General features: G+C 68.8%; 12 protein-coding genes. 10 read left to right on the top strand and 2 right to left on the bottom strand.

Annotated elements, in window-relative coordinates:
- Positions 1-128: 128 nt before the first annotated feature.
- The 4 genes from ACE3T2_RS15225 to ACE3T2_RS15210 all read left to right on the top strand — a co-directional run bounded on the left by ACE3T2_RS15225 (position 129) and on the right by ACE3T2_RS15210 (position 6,262).
- A complete protein-coding gene (locus ACE3T2_RS15225) occupies positions 129-1,148 on the top strand; it encodes a sulfotransferase family protein (protein ID WP_374658796.1) in 1,020 nt (339 codons plus the stop codon).
- 24 nt (positions 1,149-1,172) lie between these two features.
- Complete coding sequence (locus ACE3T2_RS15220) at positions 1,173-4,370, top strand: glycoside hydrolase family 99-like domain-containing protein (protein ID WP_374658794.1); 3,198 nt, start codon at positions 1,173-1,175, stop codon at positions 4,368-4,370.
- On the top strand, positions 4,367-5,521 hold the full coding sequence (locus ACE3T2_RS15215; RefSeq protein ID WP_374658792.1) for a glycosyltransferase family 4 protein: 1,155 nt from the start codon (positions 4,367-4,369) through the stop codon (positions 5,519-5,521). The genes ACE3T2_RS15220 and ACE3T2_RS15215 overlap by 4 nt, the downstream gene beginning before the upstream one ends.
- Before the next feature lie 90 nt (positions 5,522-5,611).
- A complete protein-coding gene (locus ACE3T2_RS15210; protein WP_374658790.1) occupies positions 5,612-6,262 on the top strand; it encodes a PEPxxWA-CTERM sorting domain-containing protein in 651 nt (216 codons plus the stop codon).
- Here ACE3T2_RS15210 and ACE3T2_RS15205 read toward each other — a convergent pair.
- Positions 6,259-6,951, bottom strand: coding sequence for a hypothetical protein (locus tag ACE3T2_RS15205; RefSeq protein ID WP_374658788.1), 693 nt, complete (start codon positions 6,949-6,951; stop codon positions 6,259-6,261). The two genes, ACE3T2_RS15210 and ACE3T2_RS15205, sit on opposite strands and share 4 nt — an antisense overlap.
- 203 nt (positions 6,952-7,154) lie before the next feature.
- Here ACE3T2_RS15205 and ACE3T2_RS15200 point away from each other — a divergent pair, with 203 nt between their 5' ends.
- The 6 genes from ACE3T2_RS15200 to ACE3T2_RS15175 all read left to right on the top strand — a co-directional run bounded on the left by ACE3T2_RS15200 (position 7,155) and on the right by ACE3T2_RS15175 (position 13,792).
- The gene (locus ACE3T2_RS15200) at positions 7,155-8,192 is read left to right on the top strand and encodes a dehydrogenase (RefSeq protein ID WP_374658786.1); all 1,038 of its coding nucleotides are present in this window, start codon (positions 7,155-7,157) and stop codon (positions 8,190-8,192) included.
- 9 nt (positions 8,193-8,201) lie between these two features.
- Positions 8,202-8,927, top strand: coding sequence for a class I SAM-dependent methyltransferase (locus ACE3T2_RS15195; protein WP_374658784.1), 726 nt, complete (start codon positions 8,202-8,204; stop codon positions 8,925-8,927).
- Between the two features lie 141 nt (positions 8,928-9,068).
- Entirely contained in the window at positions 9,069-9,902 is an 834-nt protein-coding gene (locus ACE3T2_RS15190; protein WP_374658782.1) for an ABC transporter permease, read from the top strand.
- Positions 9,899-10,654, top strand: coding sequence for an ABC transporter ATP-binding protein (locus ACE3T2_RS15185; protein ID WP_374658780.1), 756 nt, complete (start codon positions 9,899-9,901; stop codon positions 10,652-10,654). The genes ACE3T2_RS15190 and ACE3T2_RS15185 overlap by 4 nt, the downstream gene beginning before the upstream one ends.
- 19 nt (positions 10,655-10,673) lie before the next feature.
- Complete coding sequence (locus ACE3T2_RS15180) at positions 10,674-12,557, top strand: hypothetical protein (protein ID WP_374658778.1); 1,884 nt, start codon at positions 10,674-10,676, stop codon at positions 12,555-12,557.
- Positions 12,554-13,792 carry a glycosyltransferase family 4 protein gene (locus ACE3T2_RS15175; RefSeq protein ID WP_374658776.1) on the top strand — a complete coding sequence of 413 codons (1,239 nt, stop codon included), beginning with the start codon at positions 12,554-12,556 and terminating at the stop codon, positions 13,790-13,792. The genes ACE3T2_RS15180 and ACE3T2_RS15175 overlap by 4 nt, the downstream gene beginning before the upstream one ends.
- On the opposite strand, the gene ACE3T2_RS15170 is transcribed toward ACE3T2_RS15175, so the two are convergent.
- Positions 13,777-14,976 (bottom strand): MFS transporter, encoded by a 1,200-nt coding sequence (locus ACE3T2_RS15170; RefSeq protein WP_374658774.1) that lies wholly within the window; start codon positions 14,974-14,976, stop codon positions 13,777-13,779. The genes ACE3T2_RS15175 and ACE3T2_RS15170 overlap by 16 nt on opposite strands.
- Positions 14,977-15,081 lie beyond the last annotated feature (105 nt).

The following is a 15,081-nucleotide window of genomic DNA, read 5'->3' as shown; positions in this document are numbered from 1 at the left end:
CGACGCGAGCCCCGGGTTTGCATCAGATGGCCCGGGCGATCAACCGCCCCGCCCTTGCGGCCTGGCGCGAGCGGCCATACAGCGGAGCGGACTTCGGGCCGCGGGGGCGGCAGGCGGGACAGGCGACGATGCGACAGACCTCCGAGCGCGCGGCCTATCTGGTGCTTGGCATGCACCGCTCGGGCACGTCTGCGACGGCCCAGCTCCTGGCCCTGGCCGGGGCCGAATTGCCCGACAACGTCATGCCGGGCGACGAGCACAATGCAAAAGGCTACTTCGAGCCTTGGAAGATCTCTGTGTTCAACGACCAGCGCCTGCGCGCGGCCGGCAGCGCCTGGGACGACCCTTTCAACCTGCCGTATCGTGCGCTCGCGGCGGACGCCGAAGCCGACTGGAAGGCCCGCGCCGTCGATCTCTTCCGGGCCGAGTTCGGCGAGGCGCCGTATCCGTTGTTGAAGGACCCGCGGGTCTCGGTGCTGCTGCCGCTCTGGCGCGAAGTGCTGGCCCAGGCCGGCGTCGGCGCGCGGGTGGTGATCCCCGTCCGCCACCCGCTGGCGGTGGCCGGCTCGCTGGCCCGGCGCGACTCATTTCCGGTCGAGAAATCGGTGCTGCTCTGGACGCTCTACATGCTGGCCGCCGAGGCCGGTTCGCAGGACCTGCCCCGCGCCTTCGTTTCCTATGACGGCCTGCTCACCGACTGGCGCGCCGAGGTGGCGGCGATGGAGCGTGCGCTGGGCGCGCCGCTGCCGCGCCTGAGCGAACGCGCCGCGGCCGAGATCGCCGGCTTCCTGACCAAGGATCTGCGGCACAACGCCGGCGAAGGCGCCTTGGCCGACGTGCCGATGGTCGGGCCGATGGCGCAGGAGGTGCTGGACTGGTTTACGGCCGCCGCCCGGGGGCAGGCGCCCGCCCGCGCGCCCCTCGAACAGGCCGCAGCACAGATCGCCCAAATGCGGACTCAGATGGGCGTATTGGTCTCGCCCGTGACCCACGCTCTCGATTCGACCCGCGCCGAACTGCTTTACGAGCGCCAACTCGCCGCCCTGCGGGAAGACCGCATCAAGGCGCTGGAGGACGAGATCGGCGCGCTGCGGCAGGAACGCGCGCGCATCGAGGCCGTGGTCGACACGGCTCTCGCCGGCCGCTAATCAGCGCGTCCGAGAGTTGGTTCATTGGCGCACGACCGCAACACCTCCCCCCAGGACTCACAGGCCGAGACCCTGCTGGCCAAGCGGCGCGACCTGCATCGCGCGCGTCGGGTGGTGGCCGAAGATCGGTGGGCGCGGTTCCGCAAGGCGGCGGCCAGACGCGTCGGCGTCGCAGACAAGGGCGAGGCCGAGCAGCGCCTGGACCTGATGCTGGCGCGGGCAAAGTGGCCCGGCCGCGCTGCGCTCATCGCCCGGTCCGGCCTCTGGGACTTCGGACTGAAGACCGCCGTCGGCCGCGACGGCGGCCAGGCGCGGGGGCTGATCGACTATGTGCGCGCCGGGCCGAACGCGGCGGCGCACCCCAAGGCCCTGTTCGACCAGGCCTGGTACATGGAGCGGAACGCCGACCTGGCCGGATCGCGCTGGGCGCCGCTGGCGCACTATCTGGTCGCCGGCGACAAGGAAGGCCGCGACCCTCACCCGCTGTTCGACCTGAAAGACTATCGCAGCCGTCATGCGGTGAAGGTGGCCGCGACCGGCCTGACCGCCCTGCAGCACTTCGTCCATCGCGGGGTTTCCGAGGGTTATGATCCTCATCCGCTGTTCGACGTCCGCTACTATGTCGGCCAGGCCGAGGAAGTGGCCGACAGTGGTGAGAACCCGCTGATCCATTACCTGCGCGAGGGCTGGAAGAAGGGTTACGAGCCGCATCCGCTGTTCAACGGCGGCTGGTACCTGGCGACCAACACCGACGTGGCCGAGGCCGAGGTCGCGCCGCTGTTGCATTACGCCGCCAGCGGAGCCGCCGAAGGACGCAGCCCGCACCCGCTGTTCGAGCCTGGCTGGTATATGGACCGCTACCGAGATGCGGCTCCCATGGGCGTCAGCGCGCTCGCCCATTTCCTCGCCTACGGGTTCGAAGAGCGTCGCGATCCGTCGATCCACTTCGACACCGCCTTCTATCTCGACCAGCTCGCCGAGACGCCGCACGCCGCGCATCCGGTCATCCACTATCTGAGCGAAGGCGCCTTCGAGGGCGTCTCGCCGGCCTCGGATTTCAATGAGCTGACCTATCTGCTTGAGAACCCGGCGGCGGCCGAGCAGCCGATTTCCTCTCTCGAACACTGGGCGCTCAGCCGCGCACCCAAGCCCGAACCCGGCGCCACGCACCTGCGCCCGGCGGGCGAGGCTGGCCTCTTCGAGCAGCTGCGTGCGGCGGGCCGGGCCAAGGACCCGGGCGCCTACGACCTGCAGGCCTATCGAGACATGAAGGCCGCCGGCCGCCGTATCCGCGAGCGGGCTGTAAGCGGGGTGAAGGTGAAGCCCTTCGACCTTGCGAAGATCGCCCCAAGCGAGGTCGACAAGGCCGCCGCCGCGATCTTCTTCCCCGCCGTCGCCGCGCCCGCCGTCTCGATCGTCATTCCGGCGTTCAACAACCTGACCTTCACCCTGGAATGCCTGACGGCCCTCCAGGCGGCCGGCGGACTGGAAAGCTGCGAAGTCATCGTCATCGACGATGCGTCCAGCGACGCCACCGCCACAGTCCTCGCCAAGGTCGCCGGCCTGAAGCTGATCTCCAATCCGGAGAACCTGGGCTTCATCCGCACATGCAACCGGGCGGCCGAAAGCGCCAAGGGCGAGTTCCTTGTCTTCCTGAACAACGACGTACAGGTGCGGCCAGGCTGGCTCGCGGCCCTCACCGAGGTCTTCACCCAGGAGCCGGACGTGGGCGCGGCCGCGCCCAAGATGCTGTTCCCGGACGGCCGTCTGCAGGAGGCCGGCGCGCGCATCGGCGTCGACGGCAAGGCCGAGATGATCGGGCTGTTCGAGGACCCCGCCCTGCCGCGCTGGAACGTGCGGCGGGAGGTCGATTACGCATCGGGCGCCTGCCTGATGGTCCGCCGCGAGGTCTTCGCCGAATTGGGCGGCTTCGACGTCGCCTTCGCGCCCGCCTATTGCGAGGACGCCGATCTCTGCTTCCGCCTCCGCGAGCGGGGCCTGCGGATCGTCTATGAACCGACTTCCGAGATCGTCCACCACCTCAGCGTCACCGCCAATTCGATCGACAGCGGCTACAAGCACCGTCTGGCGACCCGCAACCAGCAGGCCTTCGTGGAACGCTGGGGCCAACGGCTGGAGACCCTGAACCGCGTCCGCACCATCGCCTTCCACCTGCCGCAGTTCCACACCGTGGCCGAGAATGACCGCTGGTGGGGTCCAGGCTTCACCGAGTGGACCAATGTCAGCCGCGCCCTGCCGAACTATCGCGGCCACTATCAGCCGCACGTGCCGGCGGATCTCGGCTTTTACGACCTCTCCGAGCCCGCCGCGATGCGCCGCCAGGCGGAGTTGGCCGCGCGCTACGGGATCGGCGGCTTCTGCCATTACTTCTACTGGTTCACCGGCGGGCGGCGGATACTGGAAAAGCCGCTTGAGCCCCTGCTCGACAGCAAGGCCGAGGATTTCCCGTTCTGCCTCTGCTGGGCGAACGAGAACTGGACCCGCACCTGGGACGGCCAGGAGCGCGACGTGCTGCTGGCCCAGACCTACGCGCCAGGGGACGCCGAGGCGTCGATCCGCGAGATCGAACCTTTCCTGGCGCGTCCCAACTACATTCGCGTCAACGGCAAGCCGCTGCTGCTGATCTACCGGCCCGGCCTGCTGCCCGATCCGAAAGCCTGGGCGCAAGCCTGGCGCGAGCACTGCCGTAAGGCCGGCGTCGGCGAGATCTACCTTGCGTTCGTGGAGAGCTTCGAGAACGCCGGCGGCAAGACCGATCCGGCCGAACTCGGCTTCGACGCCTCGGTCGAGTTTCCGCCCGCCGGCGCCGGGGCGCTGATCCATCCCCCGGGACCGCTCTACAACGCCCGCTTCGTCGGCCGGGTGAACGACTACAGGCAGATGGTGCGCAGCTTCTTCGACGCCGCTCCCCTGGGTCACAAGCGATTCCGCGGGGTCATGCCCTCGTGGGACAACACGCCTCGCCGCCAGGACGGCGGCTGGGTCTACCAGCACGCCACCCCCGGCGCGTTCCAGGCCTGGACCGAGACGATGTTCGAAGAGACCCGCCGCCAGAACTTCGGCGACGAGCGGATCGTGTTCATCAACGCCTGGAACGAATGGGGCGAGGGCGCGCACCTCGAACCCGACCAGCGCTTCGGCCACGCCTGGCTGGAGGCGGTGAAGAACGCCGCCGACGCCGACCTGCTGGACCCGTCATGACGCCCGACGATCTCGTTCTGGTCGGCCATCCGTTCTCGGCCATCGGCATGGCCGAGCACGTCCGCTCGGCTTGGCGCGCCTTTCGCGCCGCCGGAGCCACGCCGGGGCTGATCGACATCTACGGCATGGATCGCCACAAGGATCCGGACTTCGAGCGTGAGTTCGCCGGCCGCATCGTGCCGCGCCTGTCCGAGCACACCAACCTCTTCTGCATCAACGCCGACGAGGTCGAGCAGGCCATGGGCGTGCTGGAGCACCAGGGCTCGGGTCCGGCGTTCGGGAAGGCCTACAACATCATCTACCCGGCCTGGGAGCTGGCCAAGTATCCCGCGCCCTGGGCCAAGATTCTCGACCGCTTCGATGAAGTCTGGGCCCCGTCGCGCTTCATCGAGGACGCCGTGCGCGCGGTCACCACGCGGCCGGTCGTGCACATGCCGCTGTCGGTCGAGCTGACCATCTCCTCGTTCCTCGGCCGCCGGCACTTCGGCATACCCGAGAACGCCTTCGTCTGCCTTTTCTTCTTCGACTTCTCGTCCTACGCCGAACGCAAAAATCCCTTCGCCATGCTGGAGGCCTTCGAGAAGCTGGCCGCCCGCCGACCGCACGCGCCGCTGCATGCCGTGGTCAAGTACAAGGGCGGCGACGACGGCAATCCAGCCCGCAAGGAGCTCGAACGGCGGATCCGCGCCATGGGCGGTCAGATCCAGGCGATCACCCGGCAACTCTCGGACAACGAGATCAAGAACCTCGTCCGCTGCTGCGACGCCTTCGTCTCGCTGCACAGGTCCGAGGGCTTCGGCCGCGGCCCGGCCGAGGCGATGGCGATGGGCCGCGCGGCCGTCGCGACCAACTATTCAGGCAATCTCGACTTCATGACCCCGCAGACCAGCCGACTGGTCGACGCCAAGCTGATCCCCGTCGCGGAGGGCGCCTACCTGTTCGGCGAGGGGCAGGTGTGGGCAGACCCCTCCGTGGACCATGCCGCCGACCTGATCGAGGCCCTGCTGGACGACCCGGCCGGGACGCGCGCGCTCGGCGAGCGGGCCCGCCGCCACATCCGCACCCACTTCAGCGCCCGAGCCGTCGGCCTGAAATACCTGTCGCGCTGCGAAGATCTGGGCTCTAAGCCCGTTTTGTCGCCTAAGGCATGAGTAGCGGTTGCATCATCGTGCACCACGCATAGTCCCACATTGACACATCCTCCAGCACACTGAATGTTTGCTCCAGCTCGGAGTACTCAAATGCAAAAGATTTTGGCGGCCCTTACTGTGGCCACAGTCGTTGTTGGCGCCAGCTCTGCTTCGGCGGCGCGATACTATGAGGTTCAACTGACCGGCACGCTCGTGTCAGAGCTTGGCTATGAGCCCTGGCAGCTCAACACGGGGATCGATCCGACATTCTCGGTGGGCGACAAATTCTCGCTCACGGCGCGCTTCGAAGAATCCCAGGCGCTGGACTTCAACGGCGGCAAGGTGGCGGGTTTGTACGGCTTCCCGACGACGGGCAGCCAGTTCTGGCGGGTGGACGCCAAGGGTCTCACCTGGCGATCGACGGACGACACGTTCGACGGCTTCCCGCTGGATATCGCGTCGGGCAGCTACGCCTTGCCGGCGATCTTCTTCTCAGGCGGCAAGGTCACCGGACTGGCCGGCGAACTGGTCGGGCCGTCGACGCGGCCCGTCCTGCAACTGGCGAGTTTCCGCGTCGAGCCGGGCGAGGGCCTCTACGGCAACCTCTACAATTCCCAGGGCTTCCAGGGCGTTTGGGACTTTTCCGGCTCCAGCGTAACGCTGAGCGGCGTGCCGGAGCCCGCGGCCTGGGCGATGATGATCGTCGGCTTCGGCCTCGCCGGCGCCACCCTGCGGCGGCGGACGGCTCTGAAGCCCGCCTAGCGCGACGCCAGCCGCGTCGTCGTAATCGGCGCGGCGGCCAAGGCCTGCACGCCGGGATTCTCGGTGACCGCGACCTGATGGACCGTGAAGGCGCCGCCGCCGGCGTCGTCGGTGTCGAGGCGGATCTGATCGATCAGCGACGTCGTCCAGTCATCGCCGCCGTCCGTCAGCCGGGTCATGTCGTAGACAAGCACGACCGTTTCATTGAGCGCGGGATCGGCGCCGGCCACTGGCTTGGCCTGGAAGCCGCCGCCCTCGCCATGGGCGGCGGTGGTGTAGAACATGCTGCCGTCCCAGTCCGCCCCGGCCCGGGTGCGCGTCAGGCGCACCAGCACCAACGAATAGCGGCTGCCGTCCAGGGCCAGGCCCTTGGGGGAGCGCAGCACAGGGTCGGCCTCCACATTGCGCATGTCCATACCCATCGGCGCGCTGGGCAGCACCTCGCCGCCGGTGAGGACGAAGCCGTCAGTGGCCCCATCGAAGGTCCATAGGCGCCCCGAGCGAAGCGGCGCGCCGTTGAGTTCGAAGCGTCCCTCGCGCTCGTTCCAGGCGACGGCCTGACTGCGGAGATTGCCGGCGACCTGGACCGGTTCGGGCGCGGAGGCTGCGCGCGCCCAGGGCGCCGGCTGATCGCAGGCGGCGAGCCCGAGAGCCAGGGTCACGGCCGCGGCGGAAAGAATGGACTTCATGCCGAATTTCCCGGCCTGTCCCCGCGGGGAGAGCGGGCGGCCTCCGCCCAGATAGATACCGATCGGTCTTGTCGCCAGGGCGCCCGCCAAAGTTTCGCACCTTTCCCACGGCAAAGACGCCGCCGATCATGGTTGCCAAGCCCGGCCGCGGCGACTACCCCGCGCGGATCGGGGTTCGTCACGTCGGGGATAGAGCGCTTACAATGCGTCATGAATTGGTGCGCGCCCGTGCGCCCCTCAGGCTCGGTTTCGGCGGCGGCAGCACCGACGTCTCGCCCTATTGCGACGAGCATGGCGGCGTGGTCCTGAACGCGGCGATCGACCTGTTCGCGCACGTCACGGTCCAGGCGCGGGACGACGGCGAGGTGCGGCTGGTGGCCGCCGACCGCGACCAGTCCTGGCAGGCGCCAGCCGCTGCGCCCCTGCCCACCGAAGAGCCGCTGCGCCTGCTGAAGGGCGTCTACAATCGGTTCATGGCCGATCATGCGGGAGGTCGCGCTCTGCCGCTCACGCTCGTCTCCTACGCCGACTGTCCGCCAGGTTCGGGCCTAGGCTCGTCCTCCGCACTTGTCGTGGCGATGGTGGAGGCCATGCGCAGATTCATGGGACTGTCCATGAACGCCCACCAGGTGGCCGCGCTGGCCTTCGACATCGAGCGACGCGAACTCGGCCTGGCCGGCGGCGCCCAGGACCAGTACGCCGCCGCATACGGCGGCCTCAACCTGATGCGCTTTTTCGAGGCTGCGCGGGTGGAAGTCGAGAAGGTCGAGGTCCCAGCCAAGGTGATGAAGGAGCTCGAGGCCAGCCTGGTGCTCTATTTTACGGGGGTCAGCCGTGAATCCGCCGCGATCATCGAGGAGCAGACCGCCAACATGCGCAGTCACGCCCCCAAGTCGCTGGAAAGCCTGCACGCCATCAAGGCCAGCGCGTTCGAAATGCGGGACGCCCTGGTGGCCGGCGACCTCCCCCGGTTCGGAGAACTGCTCGATTCCGGCTGGAGCCTGAAGAAGCAGACCGCGCACAACATGTCGTCGTCGTCGATCGACGCGGTCTACGACGCGGCCAAGAGCTTCGGCGTCTTCGGCGGCAAGGTTTCCGGCGCCGGCGGCGGGGGCTTCATGATGTTCCTGGTCGATCCGACCCGGCGCGAAGCCCTGAAGCGACTGCTGTCCGGCTTCGGCGGCATGGCCCAGGCCGCCCGCTTCACATCGATCGGCGCCGAATCCTGGGACGTGCGATAGGAACGAACGATGAAAGAGCTTTCCAAGTCCATCGTCCGGCGCATGGCCGATCCGAACTTCTCCCGCCGCTGGTTCGTCGGCGAGGGGCTCGACATCGGCGGCAAGCCCGATCCGCTGTCGCTCTACGTCCCGTTCTTCCCCGGCCTGGCGTCCGTGCGCGTCTGGGACTGGGAGGACGGCGACGCCCAGTTCCTCGAAGGCCTCGCACCCGAGAGCCTGGACTTCGTCCATTCCAGTCACTGCCTGGAGCACCTGGTCGATCCGCGCCAGGGGCTGAAAGCCTGGTTCGGCGCGATCAAGCCCGGCGGCTTCCTGATCGTCACCGTTCCGGACGAGGACCTCTACGAACAGGGCGTCTTCCCCTCGACCCACAACCGCGACCACAAGTGGACCTTCACGATGCTGAAGGCGAAATCCTGGTCGGATCGCTCGATCAACGTGCTCGAACTGCTGTCCGAGCTCGGCCCGGCCGCCGACGTCGAGAAGGTGGCGCTGCTGAACTCGACCTTCCGGTACGACCTTCCGCGCTTCGACCAGACCCTGACGCCGATCGGAGAGTGCGGGATCGAGTTCGTGGTGCGCAAGCGCTCGGCCGCCGAACTGGAAGCCGGGGGCCTGGTGCGCGAAACCGCACAGCCCGCTCCGGCCATGCGCCGCTATTTCAATCAATACCGCGCCGACCACGCGCACCTGAAGACCAGCGCTCCGCCGTTCGAAGACGAAAGCCCGCTCTAAGCCGTCCAGAAGCCGGCTTTCGCGAATTTTCCTTGGGATTCATGGGCCGGCGCCATGCTTGCGCCGTAAAATGCGACCTGTTACCCACCGGGTTTGAGCGCCGTCGGCGAATGCTTCGGCGGCTCCGGGTCGGGAGACTGAATGCAATCCGTACAACACATGGTGCGCACCGGACGGCGCGGGCCCATGCACGAGTTCAGCATGGCGTTCGCCGACCTGCGGGCCTCGTTCGAGCGGATAGGACTGGCCTGGTCATTGGCCTGGCACGACGTGGTGTCGCGCTACCGCGGTTCGATCCTCGGCCCGTTCTGGATCACGCTTTCCATGGGCCTGATGGTGGCGGGGATCGGCTTCCTCTACGCCAACCTGTTCAAGGTCCCGGTCAACGATTTCATCCCGTATGTGGCGCTGGGGATCGTCTTCTGGGGAATGATCTCGAACGTCATCCTCGAGGGCTGCAGCGCCTTCGTCCAGGCCTCGGGCATCCTGTCCCAGACCTCACTGCCGATGATGACCTTCGTCTGGCGCACCGTAATGCGCAACGTCATCAACTTCCTGCACCACCTCGTGATCATCGTCGGGGTGCTGATCTATTATGACCACTGGCGTCAGGCGAACGTGCCGATGGGACTGGTCGGACTGCTGCTGCTGCTCGCCAACATCTCCTGGATCAGCCTGGCGGCCGGCATGGCCTCGGCCCGTTTCCGCGACATTCCGCAGATCGTCGCCTCGGGGATCCAGTTCGCGATGTTCATGACCCCGGTCTTCTGGCTACCCGGCGGGCGCCTGCTCGACCATGCTGTCCTGCTGCTGAATCCGTTCTATCACCTGCTGACGGTGGTGCGCGCGCCGCTGCTCGGCCAGGAGGTCGCGCCCTTGACCTATGGCGTTCTCGTCACCACGGCGATCGTCGGCTGGATCGCCACCTTCGCCACCTTCGCCAACATCCGCCGCAGGATCGTGCACTACCTATGAAGGGTCCCGAGGTTTCGATCACGGTCACCGACCTGACCCTGCGCTTCCCCGTCTATGGGGTCGATTCCAAGTCGCTGAAGAAGCACCTGGCGCGCATCACCGTGGGCGGAAAGCTGGGCAAGACGTCGATGGGCGCGCCCGAGATCACCGCGCTGTCCAAGGTCAATCTGCAGCTCCGCTCCGGCGACCGCCTGGGCCTGATCGGCCACAACGGCTCGGGCAAGACCACCCTGCTGCGCGCGCTCGCCGGCGCCTATGAGCCGGACGAAGGCACGATCGACGTCCACGGGCAGATCGCGGCGATGCTGGACCTCAACCTCGGCATCGACCCGTCGGCCACAGGGCTGGACAACATCCGCCTGCGCGGTCGGATCGCCGGCCTGTCGGCCAAGGAGATCGACGAGCGCCTGGGGGAGATCGCCGAGTTCACCGGCCTGGGCGCCTTCCTGGCCATGCCGCTGAAGACCTATTCGGCCGGCATGCAGGCGCGGCTGGCCTTCGCCGTGGCCACCGCCGTCCACGCCGACATCATTCTTATGGACGAGTGGATCGCCGTCGGCGACGCCGACTTCAAGAAGCTCGCCCACAAGCGCATCCTCGACCTGATGGAGCGGGCCGGCATCCTGGTGCTGGCCTCCCACGAGCTCGAGCTGATCCGCCTCTACTGCAACAAGGTCATGCGCATCGAAGGCGGCGTCGCCTCGCCGATCATGGACGTCAAGAAGCTGGACGAATTACTGGCCGCGGCCTGACAACGCCAAGGGGCCGACCGTGGACGTCATCTTCACCATCGTATCGCGGAACTACGCCGCCCAGGCCGCCAGCCTGATGGAGAGCCTCGCCGCCGCCGAGCCGGACGCACGGCGCGTGGTGATCGCCACCGACGGCCAGATACGCTTCAAAGACCCCGCGATCCGGGTTCTGGACGCCGCCTATCTCGATCCCGACTTCGCGGCCAAATGCGCCTATTACGACGCCCTGGAGCTGAACACCGCGGTCAAGCCGCACGCCTTCAAGGCGCTGCTGGCCGAGGACGGCGTCGCCAGCTGCACCTATCTTGACCCCGACATCTGGGTCTACCGGCCGCTGGACAAGGTGCGCGAGGCCCTGGCGCGGGCGCCCCTTGCCCTGACCCCGCACATCACACGCCCGCTGCGCGGTGAGGCCAGCCCCAGCGACCACACCCTGCTGCAGTCGGGGGCCTACAATCTCGGCTTCATGGCGGCGCGAGCCGAACCGCAGATCTTCGACCTCCTGGACTGGTGGGGCGAGAAGCTCCGCTTCGACTGCCGCGCCGACTTCGCGGCCGGCCTGTTCACGGATCAGAAGTGGATGGACCTGGCGCCCGGCTTCGTCAGCGATCTGGCCATCCTGCGCAGCCCAGCCCTCAACCTCGCCTACTGGAACCTCGAAGGCCGCGAGGTCACGCGCGAGGCGGGCGAGTGGCGCGTCGACGGCCAGCCGCTGGTCTTCTTTCACTTCTCGGGCTTCGACCCGCATCATCCGGGCCTGCTCTCCAAACACCAGGACCGGGTAAAGGTGGCCGCAGGCAGCCCGCTCTCGGCGCTGCTGGCCGACTACGCGGCCGCCCTCCTCCGCAACGGCCACGTCGAGGCCTCAGCCACCCCGTACGGTCATGCGACCTTTCCCTCGGGGCAACCGGTCGCAAAGGCCGACCGGCGCCGTATGCTGGCCGCCGCCCGCGCCGGCGAGGACTTCGGCGGCGGCCTGACGGCGGCGGCGGAGACCTGGGTTTCCGTTCGGCCCGGCGCGGTCGTGCGCGATCCCGAAGGCGTCCGCGGCGAGGGGCCGTGGCTCGCTTCATCGGCCGAGCTGACCACTTGGCTGACCACCACTCCGCACGCCCCAGCCATCGCCGCCATGAAGGCTGCGCGTCGGGACCTTCGCGACCGCTTCGCCAGCGACGAGGCGGGCCTGCGCGCCTGGCTGCTGGGTCCGGAGTCGGTCGAGGGCCGGTTCAACGCCCGGCTGGCGCCGCTTGAGACCTTCGCCGATCCCGACCTGGCCGTGCGTGCGGCGCGATACGTGGCCGGCGACCTTTCCGACGCCAGGCTGCGCTTTGCGGCCTACGGCCTGGCCAGCCGCGCCGCCTGGCCGCGGCACGTGGGCGCCACGCTGCGCTCGGGTTTCGACGCGCCGGTCCGCGACCTGGCCCGCGGACTGCCCTTCCCGCGGCTATTCCTGTCGATCTGGGAGAGCCGCAGCGATCTGCAGAAGCTGTTCCCCCTGAACGGTTTCAACGGCCGCTTCGGATTCCTGCGCTGGCTGATCGGCGGAGGCCTGGCCGAATATGGCGTCGACCTGGCCGCCCTGCCGCCCAGCGTCGACAGTCACCCGATGTTCGAACTGGCGCGCCTGACCGTCCGCCGCACCGCGCCCGAGACGGCGCGCGCCCAGGCGGCGGGAACGGTGAACACCCTGCTGGTGGCTGAGCGCTGGACGCCCGAGGCCGCAGGCGGCGACGCCCTGGTCTATGACGCCGGCGCGGCGCGCTTCCGCACGCCCGACGGCGCACCCGCCCTGGCGCCGGCCCGCGCCGACATCGTCATCTTCCGTACGGCGTCGGGGCTGGTCCCGGCCGACGCTGTGGCCCTGCTGAGCCAGGGCGTGTCCTGGAGTTCGGCCAGCGCATGAGTCTGCTTACCTCCGCCCGCCGCGCCTGGCGCGCCGCCCTCCCCCCGCAGCTGCGGGTGATCGCCCAGCCGCTGCTGGGCCCGGCCCTCAAGGCGTATGTCCGCCGCCAGGCCGAAGCGCCGCACGCCGCCGACGACTTTTCCGGCCCGATCCGCGTGGTCGGCGACTTCGGCGGCTCGCACGGCATCGCCCATGGCGCGATCCTGTCCGCACGCGCCTTCGAGGCGCTGGGCGCCCCGGTGGAGAAAGTCGACATCTCGGGCGCCAGGCTCGACTGGATCGGCGCGGCCGACGCCGCTCGCTCTCCGGGCGCCTGGATCTTCCACTGCAACGCCCCCGAGCTGCTCTCGGCCCTGGCCTATCTGGGCCCCAAGAACGTGCGTGGCCCGCGCTACGGCTACTGGGCGTTCGAGTTGCCGCGCGCGCCCAAGGCGTGGCTGCGGGACGCGGCCATGATGGACGAGGTCTGGGCGCCCTCGAACTTCACCGGCGCTTCGCTGGAGGGCGCACGATCACCGGTGCGCACTGTGCCCGTGCCGCTGTTCATCGAAGACTACCGCAACGTCGAGCCCGCGCCGCGGGACGACCGCTTCCTGGCGGTCACCCTGTTCGATTTCAACTCGTCCATGGCCCGTAAGAACCCTCAGGGCGTCATCGCGGCCTTCCGCAGCGCCTTCCCGGACGATCCGACCGCGCGTCTGGTCATCAAGACCCAGAACGGCAAGCTCTTTCCCCACCTGCTGGCCAAGCTGCGCGCCATGGCGCCGCCGAACGTCGAGGTGATCGACGAGATCTGGCCCTACGCCAGGGTCAAGTCGCTGATCGCCGCGTCGGACGTCGTCATTTCACTGCACCGGGCCGAAGGCTTCGGCCTGATCATGGCCGAGGCGATGGCGCTCGGCACGCCGATGATCGGCACCGGCTGGTCCGGCAATCTCGACTTCATGGACGAGACCTGCGCCATGGTGGTGCCGTCCAGGCTCATTCCGGTCGAGGATCCGCAGGGTATCTATCGCGGCCAGACGTGGGCCGACCCCGACGTCGCCGCCGCCGCCGACGCCCTGCGCCGCATCCGCACCGAGCCGGGCCTGGCCCAGCGCCTGTCCGACGCGGGCCGCAAGCGGGTCGCCGAGCGGCTCTCGCCCCAGGCCTGGCTGGCGACCATGCCGGAAGGCGTGCAGCGCGCGGCTTTGAAGGCCGCCGGCGCCGCCCGCAGAGCTCAGCCTTCCCGATAGGGTTTGCAGAAGGTGGTCAGCGCCCAGACGCAGACCGCCGTCGCCACCGCCGCCGGGGCCAGGAAGCCCAGCACCTCGCCGGGGCTGTAGCCGGCCGCGCGCAGGTCGCCGGCGATCACCGGCCCGACGATCGAGCCCAGCCTGCCGACGGCGATGGCCGCGCCCGCCGCCGCCGCCCGCACCGGTCCCGGATAGTAGGTCGGAGCGAGCGCATAGAGCACGTAGAGGCCGCCGACCACGGCGAAGCCCGCCGCCGCCGAGCAGGCCAGAACAGCGCTCAGGCCCGTGGCGACCGCCAGTCCCCATAGCGCGCCCCCCAGTCCAAGGAACACGGCCGTCAGCAGCCAGCGTGACCCGATGCGGTCGGCGCTCCAGCCGAGCACCAGCGCGCCGACTACGCTCATCATGTTCATCCAGAACGAGGCCGAGGCGCCGTCGGAGGCCGAGAATCCCTTGGCCACCACCAGAGTCGGCAGCCAGTTCAGCAGCAGGTAGGTGATCAGCAGGTCCAGGCCGAAGATCACCCAGATCAGCAGCGTCGCCGGGAGACGGCGCTCGCCGAACAGGCCGCGGGCCAGCTTGCGCTCGGCGCTCGCCTCATGGACCTGCCGCGTCTCCGGCAGCAGGAAGAAGATCACCGGGACCAGCAGCAACGGCAAGGCGCCGCCGATCAGGAAGATCATCCGCCAGTCCAGCGCCTCGCCGCCGGCCTGCGCCATCAGCGCCACCAGGGAGCCGCCGGCCGGCAGGCCGCAGAACATGCTGGTGGTGGTCAGGGCCCGCCGGTGCGGCGGGCTGATCTCGGTGGCGATCGCGATCAGGTTCGGCATGGCGCCGCCGAAGCCGAGGCCCGTGGCGAGCCGCGCCAGGGTCAGCATCTGGCCGCTGTCGGCGAAAGCGGTGACCACCGAGAAAAGCCCGAACAGCGCCACCGAGACCAGCAACACCGGCCGCCGGCCGATGCGGTCGGCGATCCAGCCGCCGCTCATCGCTCCGATCATCAAGCCCAGCATCGCCGCGCTGCCGGCCACGCCCAGTTCGGCCGGGCCGAGCCCCAGATCCGGCGCCATGTGCGGCGCCGCCACACCGAAGGCCTGGATGTCGTAGCCCTCCAGCGCCGCGATAGAGAAGCAGATAGCGACGATCAGGCCCGGCCCGGTGCGCCCGGCCCCAATAGCGGTCATTTGGTGATTCCCCCCGACTTTGGAGCATCAGAGCCGCAAGCGCGGTAAACCGTCCAGCGCTTCGAGCGATTGGCTGAGCCGGGCCGCTGTCCTATAGTCCGGCGA

Source organism: Phenylobacterium sp. (assembly GCF_041919955.1).
Taxonomy (GTDB): domain Bacteria; phylum Pseudomonadota; class Alphaproteobacteria; order Caulobacterales; family Caulobacteraceae; genus Phenylobacterium.
The sequence above is the reverse complement of the archived record's forward strand: the minus strand, read 5'-3'. Positions and strand labels throughout refer to the sequence as shown.

Coding starts and splice junctions, on each gene's coding strand:
- ACE3T2_RS15200 (WP_374658786.1), top strand. CDS start 7,155: ATGCGTCATGAATTGGTGCGCGCCCGTGCGCCCCTCAGGCTCGGTTTC.
- ACE3T2_RS15185 (WP_374658780.1), top strand. CDS start 9,899: ATGAAGGGTCCCGAGGTTTCGATCACGGTCACCGACCTGACCCTGCGC.
- ACE3T2_RS15175 (WP_374658776.1), top strand. CDS start 12,554: ATGAGTCTGCTTACCTCCGCCCGCCGCGCCTGGCGCGCCGCCCTCCCC.
- ACE3T2_RS15195 (WP_374658784.1), top strand. CDS start 8,202: ATGAAAGAGCTTTCCAAGTCCATCGTCCGGCGCATGGCCGATCCGAAC.
- ACE3T2_RS15205 (WP_374658788.1), bottom strand. CDS start 6,951: ATGAAGTCCATTCTTTCCGCCGCGGCCGTGACCCTGGCTCTCGGGCTC.
- ACE3T2_RS15210 (WP_374658790.1), top strand. CDS start 5,612: ATGCAAAAGATTTTGGCGGCCCTTACTGTGGCCACAGTCGTTGTTGGC.
- ACE3T2_RS15225 (WP_374658796.1), top strand. CDS start 129: ATGCGACAGACCTCCGAGCGCGCGGCCTATCTGGTGCTTGGCATGCAC.
- ACE3T2_RS15170 (WP_374658774.1), bottom strand. CDS start 14,976: ATGACCGCTATTGGGGCCGGGCGCACCGGGCCGGGCCTGATCGTCGCT.
- ACE3T2_RS15215 (WP_374658792.1), top strand. CDS start 4,367: ATGACGCCCGACGATCTCGTTCTGGTCGGCCATCCGTTCTCGGCCATC.
- ACE3T2_RS15190 (WP_374658782.1), top strand. CDS start 9,069: ATGCAATCCGTACAACACATGGTGCGCACCGGACGGCGCGGGCCCATG.